The organism is Clostridium sp. CTA-7, assembly GCF_054768095.1.
This window is the reverse complement of record NZ_BAAAAV010000004.1, coordinates 109,475-125,661: the sequence shown is the minus strand read 5'-3', so window position 1 is coordinate 125,661 and position 16,187 is coordinate 109,475. Positions and strand designations below refer to the sequence as shown.

18 protein-coding genes are annotated in these 16,187 nt (G+C 29.3%); 17 read left to right on the top strand and 1 reads right to left on the bottom strand.

What is annotated here, in order from left to right:
- Positions 1–4: 4 nt before the first annotated feature.
- The 10 genes from ftsY to ACYUEX_RS09330 all read left to right on the top strand — a co-directional run bounded on the left by ftsY (position 5) and on the right by ACYUEX_RS09330 (position 7,147).
- Positions 5–916, top strand: coding sequence for a signal recognition particle-docking protein FtsY (ftsY, locus tag ACYUEX_RS09375; RefSeq protein WP_460287809.1), 912 nt, complete (start codon positions 5–7; stop codon positions 914–916).
- A gap of 183 nt (positions 917–1,099) precedes the next feature.
- Positions 1,100–1,429: a putative DNA-binding protein gene (locus tag ACYUEX_RS09370; RefSeq protein ID WP_411170514.1), complete on the top strand. Its 330-nt coding sequence runs from the start codon at positions 1,100–1,102 to the stop codon at positions 1,427–1,429.
- A 19-nt stretch (positions 1,430–1,448) separates the two neighbouring features.
- Positions 1,449–2,801, top strand: coding sequence for a signal recognition particle protein (gene ffh, locus ACYUEX_RS09365; RefSeq protein WP_460287808.1), 1,353 nt, complete (start codon positions 1,449–1,451; stop codon positions 2,799–2,801).
- Between the two features lie 34 nt (positions 2,802–2,835).
- Positions 2,836–3,081, top strand: a complete 246-nt coding sequence (rpsP, locus tag ACYUEX_RS09360; RefSeq protein ID WP_008678375.1) for a 30S ribosomal protein S16 — start codon at positions 2,836–2,838, stop codon at positions 3,079–3,081.
- A 44-nt stretch (positions 3,082–3,125) separates the two neighbouring features.
- On the top strand, positions 3,126–3,365 hold the full coding sequence (locus ACYUEX_RS09355) for a KH domain-containing protein (protein WP_411170516.1): 240 nt from the start codon (positions 3,126–3,128) through the stop codon (positions 3,363–3,365).
- A gap of 232 nt (positions 3,366–3,597) precedes the next feature.
- Positions 3,598–4,095, top strand: a complete 498-nt coding sequence (rimM, locus tag ACYUEX_RS09350) for a ribosome maturation factor RimM (protein WP_411170517.1) — start codon at positions 3,598–3,600, stop codon at positions 4,093–4,095.
- A complete protein-coding gene (gene trmD, locus ACYUEX_RS09345; RefSeq protein ID WP_460287806.1) occupies positions 4,085–4,798 on the top strand; it encodes a tRNA (guanosine(37)-N1)-methyltransferase TrmD in 714 nt (237 codons plus the stop codon). Before rimM ends, trmD begins: the two co-directional genes overlap by 11 nt.
- A 114-nt stretch (positions 4,799–4,912) precedes the next feature.
- Positions 4,913–5,263: a 50S ribosomal protein L19 gene (rplS, locus tag ACYUEX_RS09340; protein ID WP_411170519.1), complete on the top strand. Its 351-nt coding sequence runs from the start codon at positions 4,913–4,915 to the stop codon at positions 5,261–5,263.
- A 182-nt stretch (positions 5,264–5,445) separates the two neighbouring features.
- The gene (gene ylqF / locus ACYUEX_RS09335) at positions 5,446–6,315 is read left to right on the top strand and encodes a ribosome biogenesis GTPase YlqF (protein ID WP_460287804.1); all 870 of its coding nucleotides are present in this window, start codon (positions 5,446–5,448) and stop codon (positions 6,313–6,315) included.
- A gap of 4 nt (positions 6,316–6,319) precedes the next feature.
- Complete coding sequence (locus ACYUEX_RS09330) at positions 6,320–7,147, top strand: ribonuclease HII (protein WP_460287803.1); 828 nt, start codon at positions 6,320–6,322, stop codon at positions 7,145–7,147.
- Here the strand turns inward: ACYUEX_RS09330 and ACYUEX_RS09325 are convergent.
- Positions 7,134–7,505, bottom strand: a complete 372-nt coding sequence (locus ACYUEX_RS09325; RefSeq protein WP_460287801.1) for a YraN family protein — start codon at positions 7,503–7,505, stop codon at positions 7,134–7,136. The two genes, ACYUEX_RS09330 and ACYUEX_RS09325, sit on opposite strands and share 14 nt — an antisense overlap.
- Before the next feature lie 152 nt (positions 7,506–7,657).
- Here ACYUEX_RS09325 and ACYUEX_RS09320 point away from each other — a divergent pair, with 152 nt between their 5' ends.
- The 7 genes from ACYUEX_RS09320 (at position 7,658) to pyrH (ending at position 16,182) form a co-directional block, all read left to right on the top strand.
- Positions 7,658–9,181 carry a YifB family Mg chelatase-like AAA ATPase gene (locus tag ACYUEX_RS09320; protein ID WP_460287799.1) on the top strand — a complete coding sequence of 508 codons (1,524 nt, stop codon included), beginning with the start codon at positions 7,658–7,660 and terminating at the stop codon, positions 9,179–9,181.
- Positions 9,182–9,197: 16 nt separating this feature from the next.
- Positions 9,198–10,235: a DNA-processing protein DprA gene (gene dprA, locus ACYUEX_RS09315; RefSeq protein WP_460287797.1), complete on the top strand. Its 1,038-nt coding sequence runs from the start codon at positions 9,198–9,200 to the stop codon at positions 10,233–10,235.
- A 45-nt stretch (positions 10,236–10,280) separates the two neighbouring features.
- A complete protein-coding gene (gene topA, locus ACYUEX_RS09310; RefSeq protein WP_460287795.1) occupies positions 10,281–12,371 on the top strand; it encodes a type I DNA topoisomerase in 2,091 nt (696 codons plus the stop codon).
- 199 nt (positions 12,372–12,570) lie between these two features.
- On the top strand, positions 12,571–13,347 hold the full coding sequence (gene codY, locus ACYUEX_RS09305; protein WP_411170526.1) for a GTP-sensing pleiotropic transcriptional regulator CodY: 777 nt from the start codon (positions 12,571–12,573) through the stop codon (positions 13,345–13,347).
- 351 nt (positions 13,348–13,698) lie between these two features.
- Complete coding sequence (gene rpsB, locus ACYUEX_RS09300) at positions 13,699–14,400, top strand: 30S ribosomal protein S2 (RefSeq protein WP_411170527.1); 702 nt, start codon at positions 13,699–13,701, stop codon at positions 14,398–14,400.
- Positions 14,401–14,484: 84 nt separating this feature from the next.
- Positions 14,485–15,396 carry a translation elongation factor Ts gene (gene tsf, locus ACYUEX_RS09295; protein ID WP_460287794.1) on the top strand — a complete coding sequence of 304 codons (912 nt, stop codon included), beginning with the start codon at positions 14,485–14,487 and terminating at the stop codon, positions 15,394–15,396.
- Between the two features lie 69 nt (positions 15,397–15,465).
- Entirely contained in the window at positions 15,466–16,182 is a 717-nt protein-coding gene (pyrH, locus tag ACYUEX_RS09290) for a UMP kinase (RefSeq protein ID WP_460287792.1), read from the top strand.
- The last annotated feature ends 5 nt before the right edge of the window (positions 16,183–16,187 follow it).

The window sequence follows — 16,187 nt, the reverse complement described above, 5'->3', positions numbered from 1 at the left end:
AAAAATGTTTGGAAAACTTTTTGATAATTTAAAATCAGGACTTTCAAAAACTAAGGACGCGTTAACGGATAAAATTAACGAAACATTAAAATTAGCTATAACTATAGATGATGATTTATATGAGGAACTAGAAGAAATTTTAGTTATGTCAGATATAGGTATGGATACAACAATAGAAATTATAGATAGATTAAAAGCAAAAATTAGAAAAGAAAAAATAAATGATCCAAGTGAAGTTTATCCTGCTTTAAAAGCGGTGATAAAGGATATGCTACTTGATGGAGCCGAAGAAAAAGAAGAAACTGATAATAAGAAAGTATTATTAGTAATAGGTGTAAATGGAGCTGGAAAAACTACATCTATAGGAAAACTTGCGGCTAAGAATAAAAAAGAAGGCAAAAAGGTTTTACTTGCAGCAGCAGATACATTTAGAGCTGCGGCCATTGACCAACTAGAAGTATGGAGCCAAAGAGCTGGAGTTGATATAGTAAAACATATGGAAGGTTCTGACCCTGCAGCAGTAGTTTTTGATGCTGTAAGTGCAGCTAAATCAAGAAATATTGATTTATTAATTTGTGATACTGCTGGAAGGCTTCATAACAAAAAGAATCTTATGGATGAGTTATCTAAAATAGGTAGAATAATAGATAAAGAGTTTAGTAATGCAGCTAAAGAAACCTTATTAGTCTTGGATGCAACTACAGGACAAAATGCAGTAGTTCAAGCAAAGCAATTTATGGAGGCTTGTCCTATAGATGGTATAATTTTAACGAAGTTAGATGGAACAGCAAAAGGTGGAGTTGTAATTTCTATAAAAAATACTTTAAATATACCAGTTAAGTATATAGGAGTTGGAGAAAGTATAGAAGATTTACAAGAGTTTGATGCTGAAGGATTTGCAGAAGCATTATTTTAATTAACAATAAAAAAGTCCGAAATAAATAGGAATTAGTGAAGGAAAGGCTTTTTAATAGTTTTAATAATAAGGTGTTTTCTTAACTTTTTTCATGATTATTAAATTTTTTACAAGTGTTAAGTAAAAATACTTGACAGCCTGGGATGGTTTTGTTAAAATCTCTTTTGTGGGTAAGGTGATGAAATGGAAGATAGGGTTGAGATTTCATTATTAATGGATTTATATGGTCCATTACTAACAGAGAAACAGTATAAAATTATGGAGCTTTATTATAATGAGGATTTATCCTTAGCCGAAATTGCTGAATTGAATAACACGAGTCGTCAGGCTATCCATGATTTAATAAAGAGATGCTATAAACAATTTCTATCCTATGAAAGTAAACTTAATTTACTTGAGAAAAGTTTTAATCAAGAAAAAATAATTACAAATCTTCTTGAGGATTTAAAAAATAAATACTCAATTTCTGAAGAGGATTATAAAAAGTATAAAAGTATATTAAAAGATTTGTAAAATCATAGGAGGGTTTAAGGTGGCTTTTGAAGGTTTATCAGATAAATTGCAGGAAGCTTTCAAAAAACTTAAGGGCAAGGGAAAGCTAACTGAAAAAGATATAAAAGAAGTTATGAGAGAAGTAAAGCTTGCGTTACTTGAAGCTGATGTTAACTTTAAAGTAGTTAAGAAATTTATTTCAAGTGTCAGTGAAAAGTGTGTTGGAAATGAAGTTTTAGAAAGTTTAACTCCAGCTCAACAAGTTATAAAAATTGTTAACGATGAACTTACGGATCTTATGGGTGGTAGTGAAAGTAAGTTAAACTTTAACTCTGTAGGACCAACAGTAATAATGATGGTTGGACTACAAGGGGCAGGTAAAACTACAATGACTGGAAAGCTTGCACTACAACTTAGAAAACAAAATAAAAAACCTCTTTTAGTAGCCTGTGATATATATAGACCAGCAGCTATTAAACAATTAGAGGTAGTTGGAAAGCAAATAGATATTCCAGTTTTTCAAATGGGTGATAAAGTTAATCCTGTTGATATTGCAAAAGCAGGTATAGCTCATGGAAGAGAAAATGGTAATAATGTTATAATAATAGATACAGCTGGTAGACTTCATATAGATGAAAATCTTATGGATGAACTAAAATCTATAAAAGAAGAAGTAAAACCTCAAGAAATACTACTTGTAGTAGATTCTATGACAGGGCAAGATGCCGTAAATGTTGCTGAAAGCTTCAATAATACATTAGATGTTTCTGGTGTTATATTAACTAAGCTTGATGGTGATACAAGAGGTGGAGCTGCTTTATCAATTAGACATATTACTGAAAAGCCAATTAAATTCATTGGTGTAGGTGAGAAAATGAGCGATTTTGAAGTTTTCTATCCAGATAGAATGGCTTCAAGAATACTAGGAATGGGAGATGTTCTTTCATTAATTGAAAAAGCTCAGGAAGCCTTCGATGATAAAGAAGCTAAAGAATTAAGTGCAAAGATGTTAGAAAATGACTTCACTTATGAAGATTATTTAACAGCTATGGAACAAATGAAAAAGCTTGGATCTCTAAGCAAAATAATGGAAATGGTGCCTGGAATTCCTAAGGAAATGAAAGATATAGATTTTGATGCTGGTGAAAAACAATTAGGCAGAGTTAAAGCTATAATTTTTTCAATGACTCCAAAGGAAAGAAGAAATCCAAAGCTTATAGCAGGATCATCTTCAAGAAAGAAGAGGATTGCTAAAGGTTCAGGTACATCATTACAAGAAGTTAACAAACTCATTAAGGGCTTTGATATGATGAGAAAGCAAATGAAACAAATGAAGTCCTTTCAAAAGAAATCTAAAAAAGGATTCTTTGGTAAATTACCTTTTATGAGTTAATATAAATGATACACTTTAAAAGGAGGTGAAATACATGGCAGTAAAAATTAGATTAAGAAGAATGGGTGCTAAGAAAGCTCCTTTCTATAGAATAGTAGTTGCTGATTCAAGAGCTCCAAGAGATGGTAGATTCATCGAGGAAATAGGATATTACAATCCTTTAACTGAACCAGCTGAAGTTAAAATCAATGAAGAAAAAGCTACTAAATGGGTACAAAATGGTGCTCAACCTACAGATGTAGTAAAGAGACTTTTTGCTCAAGCAGGATTAAATAAGTAATTTTTAGGAGGTGAACTCTGTAATTAGTTTAATTACAGGTGTTTATGAAGGAATTAATTGAAATTATAGCTAAATCCCTTGTGGATAATCCAAATGAAGTTCATGTAAATGAAATCCAAGGAGAGCAATCAATTATTCTGGAACTAAAGGTTGCTCCTGCAGATATGGGAAAAGTAATAGGTAAACAGGGAAGGATAGCTAAAGCTATCAGAACTGTTGTAAAAGCAGCAGCAATGAAAGAAGAGAAAAAAGTAGTAGTAGAAATTATTGATGTAAAGAGTTAGGATTATCCTAACTCTTTTTAAACATAAAATTACTATAAAAAGATAGTTTAATAAAATAAATTGAATTTTTAAATTATAATATTTCTAATGCTTCTATGTATGTTTGTAGAAGTATTAGAAATATTAAATATGTTAAATTAAAAGTTAGTGTTTTAACTTTAGTATATATGGAAAATACTAAGTTAAATAAATGATTTAATATAAATAATTTAATTAAAAAAGAGGTGCTAAAATGAGAGATATTTTAAGAGTTGGAAAAATAGTAAACACTCATGGGTTAAAGGGAGAAGTTAAAGTTATAGCTTTAACAGATGATCCCAAAAGATATAATGATTTAAAGTTTGTATTAATAGATGGAATAGAGAAGAAAATAAAAGGATGTAAATATCAAAAAGATAGGATAATAGTTAAATTAGAAGGAATAGATACAATAGAAGAAGCTGAAAAATATAAAAATAAGTATATGGAAATTCCAAGAGAATATGCAGTTCCTTTAGAAGAAGATACATATTTTATTGCAGATATTGTTGGATGCAATGTTTATGATACAGAAGGTAAATCTTTAGGAGAAGTTTATGATGTAATCCAAACAAAAAATAATGATGTATATTGGATAAGAAAGCCTAAAGAATTATTAATTCCTGTACTTTTAGATATAGTTACAGATATAGATATAGAAAATAGAAAAATTACAATAAAACCAGTAGGAGAATGGCAAGATGAAGATTAGTATTCTTACATTATTTCCTGAAATGTTTGACATATTTAATCATAGTATAATAGGAAAAGCTAAGGAAAAAAATATAGTAGAAATAGAAGCTTTAAATATAAGGGAGTTTACTTTAAATAAACATAAAAAGGTAGATGATTACCCATATGGTGGTGGGGCTGGAATGGTTATGACTCCTCAGCCATTAGTAGACTCTATAAGACATTGTAAAAAAACTAATAAAGGGAAAGTTGTTTTCTTAGGACCTAGAGGAAAAACCTTTAATCAAGAGATGGCTAAAGAATTATCTAAAGAAGATGAGCTTATATTTATATGTGGTCATTATGAGGGAATTGATGAAAGAGTATATAAATATATAGACTCAGAAGTTTCCTTGGGCGATTTTGTATTAACTGGTGGAGAAATGGCTGCTATTCCTGTAATAGATTCCATTTTAAGGCTAAAAAGTGGAGTTTTAGGGAAAGAAGAAAGTTATATGGATGAGTCCTTTTCAGATGGATTATTAGAATATCCTCAGTACACAAGACCAGAGGAGTTTGAAGGAGATAGGGTACCAGAGATATTGCTTTCAGGTCATCATGAAAATATAAGGAAATGGAGAAGAGCTCAATCTTTAATAATAACTAAGGAAAGAAGAGAAGATTTATATAGAAAAATAACTCTTACAAAAGAAGATAAAAAAATACTAGAAAAGTATAAATAAATTGTTGAAATATAACAGAACTTATGTTAAAATAACCTTTGTGTTAGTACGGGCGGTCCTCTGTCAATTGTTTGTTAAGAACGTCTAAATATTATATTAAGGAGGGACTACACAATGAACGAAATAATAAGAGCTATTGAAGCTGAACAAATGAGAAACGATCTTCCAAATTTCAGCGTAGGAGATAACGTTAAAGTTTACGTTAAAATTAAAGAAGGTACAAGAGAAAGAGTACAAATGTTTGAAGGAACAGTTATAAAGAAGCAAAATGGTGGATTAAGAGAAACTTTCACTGTAAGAAGAGTTGCTTACGGAACTGGAGTAGAAAGAACTTTCCCAATGAACTCTCCAATTATCGATAAAATGGAAGTTGTAAGAAAAGGTAAAGTAAGAAGAGCTAAATTATACTACTTAAGAGACAGAGTAGGTAAGGCTGCTAAAGTTAAAGAATTAAACGTTAGATAATTATCTAATGATTAAGTAAGGGACTTTTATAAGTCCCTTTTTCTTTATTTTAGATCATATATTTATTGAAAAATGAAGTTATTAAAAATGTGATTAAAAGTTAATTTGTTTATTATTGATATATAGAGAATATAAATGGATATAATACACTTATAATTAATTAGATATGGAGGAATTTAAATATGGCTACAATAAATTGGTTTCCAGGGCATATGAAAAAAACTCAAAGAGAAATAAAAGAAAATTTAAAATTAGTAGATGCAATTATTGAAATTAGAGATGCTAGAATACCAAAAAGTTCTGCAAATCCTGATATAGATAAGCTTTGCGAAGGAAAGCCAAGAGTAATACTTTTAAACAAAAGTGACTTATCAGAAGCTAAAGTAACAAAAATGTGGATGAATCATTTATCTTCAGAAAATGTAAAAGTTATAGAAGTAAATTGCTTATCAGGAAAAGGATTAAATCAAATTAAGCCAACATTAGATTTATTATTAAAAGAAAAACATGATAGACTTAAATCTAAAGGTTTAGTGAAAATACAAATGAGAGTTATGGTAGTTGGTATACCAAATGTAGGAAAGTCTACATTTATAAATAAGATGGCTAAAAATAATATAGCAAAGACAGGTGATAGACCTGGTGTTACAAAGAGCAAACAATGGATAAAAACTAAAATGGACATTGAAATGCTAGATACACCTGGAGTTTTATGGCCTAAATTTGAGGATGAAAAAACAGCTCTTAATTTAGCTTTTACAGGAGCTATAAAAGATGAAATAATGGACATCGAAGAACTTTCTTATAATTTAGTTAAAAGGCTTCAAAGCTTCTATGGAGAAAATTTAAAGGAAAGATATAAGATCGATAAAATAGATGAGGATCCCCTAGAAACTTTGAATAGTATAGCTAGAAAAAGAGGATGCTTAGTTAAAGGTGGAGAAATAGATTATAATAGAATATCTGTAATTCTTCTAGATGAGTTTAGAGGAGGAAAAATAGGTAATATTTCACTTGAGCGCCCAGATGACGAAGAGGGATTAGAGGAATAAAATAATGGATTTATTAAATAATGATATTCAAAAATTAAGTTATAAAGATATAAAATCATATATAGATAATATAAAGGTAAGTGAAGAAAAAAATAATATTTATTTAATGGATTTAATAAATTTACTTTCTTCAGATAAGAGAAAAAATGTTAAAGCTTTAGGGGTAAAGCTTTATAAAGAAAAAGAAAAAATAGAAAAAGAAATCCAAAGAGTAAGGTCGATGTATAATTTTGATAAAGGTTTTGGAAAGTATTCATATATAGCTGGAGTAGATGAAGTAGGGAGAGGACCACTTGCAGGACCAATAGTAGCATGTGCAGTAATATTAGACTTAGATGCAATAGATGATGAACTGATACTTTGGTTAAATGATTCTAAGAAATTATCAGAAAAGAAAAGAGAATCTTTATCAGAAGTAATAAAAGAAAAAGCATTAGCATATTACATTTCTGAAAGTTCAAATAATGAAATTGATGAAAAAGGTATAGCTTATTGTAATAATAAAATATTTTTAGAGGCATGTATATCTATGAAGATAAAACCGGAGCTTATATTATCAGATGGATATTTAATTAAAGGAATTAATATACATAATAAATCCGTTATTAAAGGAGATGCAAAATCAGCATCAATAGCAGCTGCATCTATTTTAGCAAAGGTATATAGAGATAATTTAATGAAGGAATATTCAAAAGAATATCCTTATTATGGTTTTGATGAAAATGCTGGATATGGCACTAATAAGCACGTAGATGGACTAAAAGAATTTGGACCATGTAAAATACATAGAAGATCATTTTTAAAAAATATACTTCCAATTAATAGCCTCTAAAGGCATCTTCTACATGATTTAAAAAATAAGATTCATTATTTTTATTAAAATATATTTCTATAACATCAAATCTACAGTTATAGTTAAATAATTTTCTAGAAAGTATATAAAATTCACATAAATTAATTATTTGTTTTTGTTTAGAGTAGGTAACAGATTCAGAGGGTATTCCGTATGAATAATTGTACCTACTTTTTACTTCTACAAAAATAATTAAATCACTATACTTGCATATCAAATCAATCTCACCATGCTTATTTCTAAAGTTTCTATTTAATATATAATATCCTTTAGACTTTAAATAAGATGAAGCTAAGTCTTCACCATATGCACCTATGCATTTATTATAGCTATTCATAAAATATCACCACAATTCTATATTATTTTAAAATAATATTAAATAATCATCATCTTATAATATTGACAAGAATAATATCTTAAATCATTTTTTTTAAAATTAATGTTTAATAATTAAATTATAATGTCAATAATGTTTAAGAGGTGATGATAATGTCAATGGAAATAATAAGCGCCACTCATAATGGACTTGATGGAATACTTATAAATGTAGAAGTAGATATAAATAAAGGGATGCCTAGTTTTAATATAGTAGGTCTTCCTGATGTTTCCATAAAGGAATCTAAAGAAAGAGTAAGGTCAGCAATAATAAACAGTGGATTTGAGTTTCCACTAGGAAGAATAACTATAAATTTAGCACCAGCAGATATTAGAAAAATTGGTTCATTACTTGATCTTCCGATAGCTATTGGAATATTAATGGAGTCTAATCAAATATCTAAAAAAGATTTAAGTGATTTTATAGTTTTTGGAGAACTTTCATTAGGAGGAGATTTAAAAGAAATAAAAGGGATTCTGCCAATAATTTTTGAAGGTGAAAGTAATAAGAAAAATAATTTTATATTTCCTCTAAATAATTTAAAGGAATTAAGATCCTTTAATATAGGTAATTTTTATCCTTTTAAAACATTAAAAGAGGTTATTTCTTTCATTAATAATGAGGATTTATTACCATTTATTTTTGATAAGGAGATTAAGAGTGTAAAAAAGGAATTGTTAGATTATTCAGATATAATAGGACAAAATACATCAAAAAGAGCAATGCAAATAGCCGCTGCTGGTATACATAATATATTGCTTTTTGGTTCCCCAGGTTCAGGCAAAACTATGCTTGCAAAGGCCTTACCATCTATATTACCACCTCTTACGTATAAAGAAGAAATAGAAATCGCAAAAATCTATAGTGCTTCAGGAATCTTTTCAGGCGAGAATGGGGTTAATAGACCCTTTAGAAATCCGCATCACACAATAACTAGAATAGCTTTAGCTGGTGGAGGTAAAGAGGTAAAAGCAGGGGAAATTACTTTAGCTCATAATGGAGTGCTTTTCTTAGATGAAATTTTAGAATTTAAAAGGGATGTATTAGAGAGTTTAAGAGAACCATTAGAAGAAAAAGTTATAAATATCAATAGAATAAATGGAACATATAAGTTGCCATCAAATTTTTTATTAGTTGGAGCCTTTAATCCTTGTCCATGTGGACTTTATTTAGGAGGAATAGATGAAAATGGATGTACATGTTCTGAGGGTGAAAGAAAGAGGTATTTAAATAGATTATCTAGAGCCCTGTTAGATAGGATAGATTTATTAAGTTACGTACCTAGATTAAAATACGAAGACATAGCTAAAGGAAGAGATAGGTTAACTTCTAGTAAAATAAAGGATAAAGTATTAGAAGCTAGAGAAGTGCAAAAATTTAGATATAAAAATAGCGGGTATAATTATAATTCAGAAGTAAAGGGGAAAGATATAGAAAGGCTATTTAATATATCTGAAGGAACAAAAAACTTATTAAAAATGTATTACGATAAATTTAATTTGACTATGAGAGGTTATGACAAAATAATAAAGGTTTCAAGAACCATAGCAGATTTAGAAAACTCTGAAAATGTATGTGAACATCATATTTTTGAAGCGTTAGGATATAGAAAAAATGTAGAGGGAGAAATAATTTAATATAAGGATGGATTTTATGAACAGTGATGAACTATGGCTTATTTTAGCCAATATATCCAATGAAAAGAAAGTTTCATTAATAGAAAAATATGGGGATGAAACTACAATTAAAAAATATAAAGATGAAATTAAAGAATTCAAAAAAGTTAAAATTGACCTAAATACAGATGAAAGAATTAATGAGTTTAGGAATTACATAAATAGTTTTGGAATAGGATATATTACAATTAAGTCAAAAGAATACCCAGAAAGCTTAAGGTATATTACAGATCCTCCATATGTATTATTTTATAAAGGGAATATTGATTTATTAAATAAGAGGTTAGCAGCAGTGATTGGAGCAAGAAAATGTACACAATACGGTGTAGAAGTAGCTAAAATAATAGGAAAAGAATTAAGTGAAAATAATATCACTGTTGTTAGTGGGCTAGCATCGGGAATAGACTCTGTGGCACAAAGGAGCGCTATTGAATTTAGAGGAAAAACCATAGGGGTTTTAGGCTGTGGAATAGATATTGTTTATCCTAAAAGTAATAAGTTTTTATACGAAAAAGTTATAAAGGAAGGGTTATTAATTTCAGAATTTTTACCGCGAACTCCGCCTATGCCTTATAATTTTCCTAGAAGAAATAGAATAATAAGTGGTATAAGTGAAAAATTAATAGTAATTGAAGCTACTAAAAAAAGTGGATCTTTAATTACAGTAGACTTTGCGTTAAGTATAGGAAAAGAGATAATGGCTATTCCAGGCCCAGTCCTAAATGGAAATAGTGAAGGATGTAACAAACTAATAAGAGACGGAGCAAAACCTTTTACTGAAATGGATGATTTATATGATTTTTTTGATATAAATAAAGAAAAAGATAAAAAAATGGAAGTAAATGAATATAAAATTAGTTTGTTAAAGGTAATAAATGATGAACCAAAACACTTAGATGATATAATAAAAACTGTAAATGTTGACAGAAAGGTATTATTTGAGTTATTATTTGAAATGCAAAATAGAAATGAAATTATTTGCCTTCCTGGCAATTATTATGCAAAATCATTATAAATTTAAGGGGGTGTAAACTCCATAAAATTTACTGGAGTTTTATGTATGGGACAAAATCTTGTAATAGTAGAATCACCTGCAAAGGCTAAAACTATAGGAAAGTATCTTGGAAAGAATTATACAGTAGAAGCATCTATGGGACATGTGAGAGATTTGCCAAAAAGTAAATTAGGCGTTGATATAGAGAATAATTTTGATCCAAAGTATATAACTATAAGAGGCAAGGGCGAACTTTTAACTAAACTTAAAAAAGCAGCAAAAAAAGCTGATAAAGTTTATCTTGCAACGGACCCTGATCGTGAAGGTGAAGCAATATCATGGCATTTAGCCAATATTTTAAATATTTCAGAAGATGAAAAATGTAGAATAGTATTTAATGAGATAACTAAAAGTGCAGTAAAATCATCTATAAAAGAAGCAAGAGAAATAAATACCAACTTAGTAGATGCTCAGCAAGCAAGAAGAATATTAGATAGATTAGTTGGTTATGAAATTAGCCCAATTTTATGGAAGAATGTAAAATGGGGATTAAGTGCTGGAAGAGTTCAATCAGCCGCATTGAAACTTATATGTGATAGAGAAGAAGAAATTAATAAGTTTGAACCAAAAGAATATTGGAGTGTTGATTGCACAGCAACTAAAGATAGAAAAAAATTTTCTATAAAGTTATCTTATTATAAGAATAAGAAAATTGAAATTAATACTGAAGAAGAAAGTAATAAAATAATAGAAGAATTAAAGAAAGATAAATTTATAGTTACTAAGGTTAAAAAAGGATCAAAACTTAAAAATCCATTACCACCTTTTACTACTAGTACACTGCAGCAAGAAGCATCAAAGAAGTTAAATTTTATGACTAAAAGAACGATGTCTATAGCTCAAGTCTTATATGAAGGTGTAGAGGTTAAAGGATATGGAACAGTAGGATTAATCACTTATATGAGAACAGATTCTGTTAGAATATCAGAGGAAGCTCAAGGAAAAGCAGTAGAATTTATTAATACTACTTACGGAAAAGAGTATGCTCCAAGTTCTCCAAGAATTTATAAAGGAAAGAAAAATATACAAGACGCTCATGAAGCTATAAGACCATCTATAATTGAAATTACACCAGAGATGGCGAAAAACTCATTAACATCTGAGCAATATAAATTATATTCTCTTATTTGGAATAGATTTATGGCAAGCCAAATGGCTTCTTGCGAATTAAATACTAATAGTATAGAAATTAAAAATGGAGATTATAAATTCAAAGCAAGTGGATCTACTATAAAGTTTGATGGATTTATGAAGCTTTATGAATATGCAACAGAAGAGGATAATGAAGATGTTTCATTACCTAAGTTAGAAGAAAATGATGAATTAAGTAAGGTTGATATAGAAGGAAAACAACACTTTACACAACCGCCTGCACGTTATAGTGAAGCATCTTTTGTAAAGTCACTAGAAGAAAAAGGTATAGGAAGGCCAAGTACTTATGTACCAACAATAACTACAATATTAAGTAGGGACTATATAAAGAGAGAGAAGAAAAATTTAATTCCAACAGAGCTTGGATTTATAGTTAATAATATGGTAAGTGAGTATTTTAAACAAATTGTAGATGTGGATTTTACTGCTGAAATGGAAAGAAACCTCGATCACATAGAAGAAGGGCAAGAAGAATGGAGAAAAGTAGTTGGAGAATTCTTTGGACCATTAAAAATTGCTATAGATAAAGCTGAAAAAGAAGTATCTAAAGTAGTTATAGAAGATAAAGTAAGTGATGTACCTTGCGATAAATGTGGTCGTATGATGGTAATAAAACATGGAAGGTATGGGAATTTTTTAGCATGTCCAGGGTATCCAGAATGTAAGAATGCTAAGCCTATAGTAGAAGAAATAGATGCTCCTTGCCCAAAATGTGGGGGGAAAATTTTAGCTAAGAAAAGTAAAAAAGGAAAGAAGTTCTTTGGTTGTGGTAATTACCCAGAGTGTGATTTTATAAGCTGGAATGAACCTTTAAAAGATAAATGTCCAGAATGTGGAGCTTATATGGTGTTAAAATATAATAAAACAAAAGGTAATTATGCTCAATGTTCAAATTCAAATTGTAATAAGACTATTAATTTAAATACAGAAAATAATGAAAAATAAACAATAGAAATCAATTAAATCTTAATAAATTAATAAAATGACCTATTTTCTATACATAATGTCGAAAAGTGCAAAAAATTTGTTGAAAATAAGTAGGGCTTATGATAGTATAAATAAGTAATAAAGATATTTTGAGAAAATTTGTGCAATTTTAAATTTTCAAAAAATTTAATGGCTTTATTTATAGGAGGAAGATGGGATGTCATCATTATTAAATAAGACAAGAATGTTGAATAAAATACTACAAAAATCCGGTACAGATCCTGTAGCATTTGAAGACATATGTTCATTATTAAGTGAAGTATTATCATGTAATGTATATGTAACAAGTAGAAAAGGTAAAATACTTGGATATACATTCTCAAAAAACTTTGAGTGTGATATTATGAAAAATCAAGTTATAGATGAGAAGAGATTTCCAAAGGAATATAATGATAATTTATTAAATATTCATGAAAGTATTGCTAATCTAAATAATAAGGGATTATGTGTCTTTGAAGGACAAGGAAGCTGTATTATGAAAGATAAAATAACTACAATAGTTCCTATAATAGGTAATAGAGAAAGACTAGGAACTTTAATGCTTGCAAGATTTGGAGAAGAGTTTACAGATGAAGATTTAGTGTTAGCTGAATATAGTGCTGCAATAGTAGGGATGGAAATATTAAGATCTAAACAAGTAGAAATAGAAGAAGAAGCAAGAAAGAAAGCAGTAGTTCAATTAGCTATAGGAACTTTATCTTATTCAGAGTTAGAAGCTGTTGAACATATATTTAATGAATTAGAAGGAAGTGAAGGATTACTAGTTGCATCAAAAATTGCTGATAAAGTTGGTATAACAAGAAGTGTTATAGTAAATGCATTAAGAAAATTTGAAAGTGCAGGAGTAATAGAATCAAGATCTCTTGGAATGAAGGGAACACATATAAAAATATTAAATGAAAAGCTATTAGATGAATTAAAAAAGATAAATTAGCATATACTAAAAGCGTCAAATTACTTAGAATAATTTGGCGCTTTTAGTATATAGAAGAAGGTTTGAAAAACTATATTAATATTTTATAAATTATAAATGTAAAAATATATAATTAAATTATTTTTAACTATAAAATTTAAAGTCATAGATATAAATCTTTAATATAAATGTAAATATTATTTTAATTTACATTTATTGATTTTTAGATGAAAAAAATGTTGCCACTGTAATAACCTTATGTTATACTAACAAAGGTAACAAATACGCACACTATTAGATTTGTAAAGATGGTGCCTTATTTTAAGGAAACTTTATAAGAAGATAGTGGAGGAAAAACCAGGAGGTAAGAAAATGGCAGTTATATCAATGAAACAATTATTAGAAGCAGGTGTACACTTCGGACACCAAACTAGAAGATGGAACCCTAAGATGGCTCCTTATATATTCACAGAAAGAAATGGAATATATATAATAGATCTTCAAAAAACAGTTAAAAAAGTAGACGAAGCTTATAACTTTATAAAAGAAGTTGCAACAGAAGGAAAAGATATCTTATTTGTAGGAACTAAGAAACAAGCTCAAGAAGCTATTCAAGAAGAAGCAATAAGATCAAACATGCACTTTGTTAATAATAGATGGTTAGGTGGTATGTTAACTAACTTCAAAACTATCAAAACTAGAATTAACAGATTAGAAACTTTAAAGACTATGGAAGAAGACGGAACATTTGACGTTTTACCAAAGAAAGAAGTTATAAAGTTAAAAGGCGAAATGGAAAAATTAGAAAAGAACTTAGGTGGAATTAAGAATTTAGATGCTTCAAACATAGGAGCTATATTCGTAGTTGACCCAAGAAAAGAAAAGAATGCTATTTCAGAAGCTAAGATATTAGGAATACCAGTAGTAGGTATAGTTGATACTAACTGTGATCCAGAAGAAGTTGATTACGTAATTCCGGGTAACGATGATGCTATAAGAGCTGTTAAATTAATAACTGCAAAAATGGCTGATGGTATAATCGAAGGAAGACAAGGCGAACAATTAGCTGAATAATAAAATTAAAGGGTAGGTGAGTTTTCTCATTTACCTTTTAACCTAAATAATAAGGTTTACATTAAGTTGGGAGGAATTTACATTATGATAACTGCTCAATCAGTTAAAGAATTAAGAGACAAAACTGGCGCAGGAATGATGGACTGCAAAAAGGCTTTAACAGAATCTCAAGGAGATATGGAAAAAGCTATTGAAATATTAAGAGAAAAGGGTCTTGCTGCTGCTGCTAAAAAAGCAGGAAGAGTTGCTGCAGAAGGAATAGTAAAAACTTACATAGCAGAAGATAAAAAATCTGCTGGTATAGTTGAATTAAACTGTGAAACAGATTTCGTTGCTGCTAACGAAGAATTTGTAAGCTTTGCAGACAGATTAGCTCAAATGGCTTCAAAAACTTCAGTTGCTACAGTAGAAGAGTTTGTTACTGAAAAATTTGATGCTGAAAATACAGTTTCAGAAGCGCTTACAGCTTTAATAGCTAAGTTAGGTGAAAACATGACTGTAAGAAGATTTGCTAAATTTACTTTAGAAAATGGTGTAGTTGAAAGCTATATCCATGGTGGTGGAAGAATCGGTGTTGTTGTTGAATTAGGATGTGATGCTGATAACACTACTGTTTTAACAGAAGTAGCGAAAGATGTATGTATGCAAGTAGCTGCTACTAATCCAGCATTCTTAAGTAGAGAAGATGTAGATCAAGAATCTTTAGAAAAAGAAAAAGAAATCTACAGAGTTCAAGCTTTAAATGAAGGAAAACCAGAAAACATAGTAGAAAAAATGGTAATGGGAAGAATTCAAAAATACTATAAAGAAGTATGTCTTTTAGATCAAGCATGGGTAAAAGATGGAGATAAGAGCATAAGCAAATACCTTCAAGAAAAATCAAAAGAAGTTGGTTCTCCTATAACTATTAATAAGTTTGTAAGATTCGAAAGAGGAGAAGGTATCGCAAAAGCAGAAGATAACTTCGCTGAAGAAGTAGCTAAGATGACTAAGTAATACAAAGGAGGACACATATGTGTTCTCTTTTTTTAGGAAGTAACCAAATAATATGCGGAGGTACTAAGAATGGAGAAAAGTAAATATAAAAGAGTAATACTGAAAGTTTCAGGTGAAGCTTTAGCTGGAGTAAATGGATTTGGATTTGATTTTGATATAGTAAAGAGTATCACATTAGAAGTTAAAGCATTAGTGGAAATGGGAGTAGAAGTAGGTTTAGTAGTTGGTGGAGGAAACATTTGGAGAGGAAGAAGTGGTGAAGGCATGGATAGATCACAAGCTGATCATATGGGAATGCTTGCAACATGTATAAATGCTTTAGCTCTTCAAGATTCCCTTGAACAAAATGGAGTTATGACTAGAGTACAAACTGCTATTGAAATGAAAGAAATTGCAGAGCCCTTTATAAGAAGAAGAGCTGTAAGACATTTAGAAAAAGGAAGAGTAGTAATTTTTGCAGCAGGAACAGGAAATCCATATTTCTCAACTGATACTACAGCAGCACTAAGAGCAGCTGAAATTGAAGCAGATGTAATACTTTTAGCTAAAAAGGTTGATGGAGTTTACGATAAGGATCCATATAAGTACCCAGATGCTAAAAAATATGATACACTTACTTATATAGAAGTTTTAGAACAAGGATTACAAGTAATGGATTCTACTGCAACTTCTTTATGTATGGATAATAGTATTCCAATCTTAGTATTTGGATTAGAAGAACCAGGAAATATAAAGAGAGCTATTTCTGGTGAAAAAATAGGAACTTTAGTTTCATCTAAAAAATAGGAGGT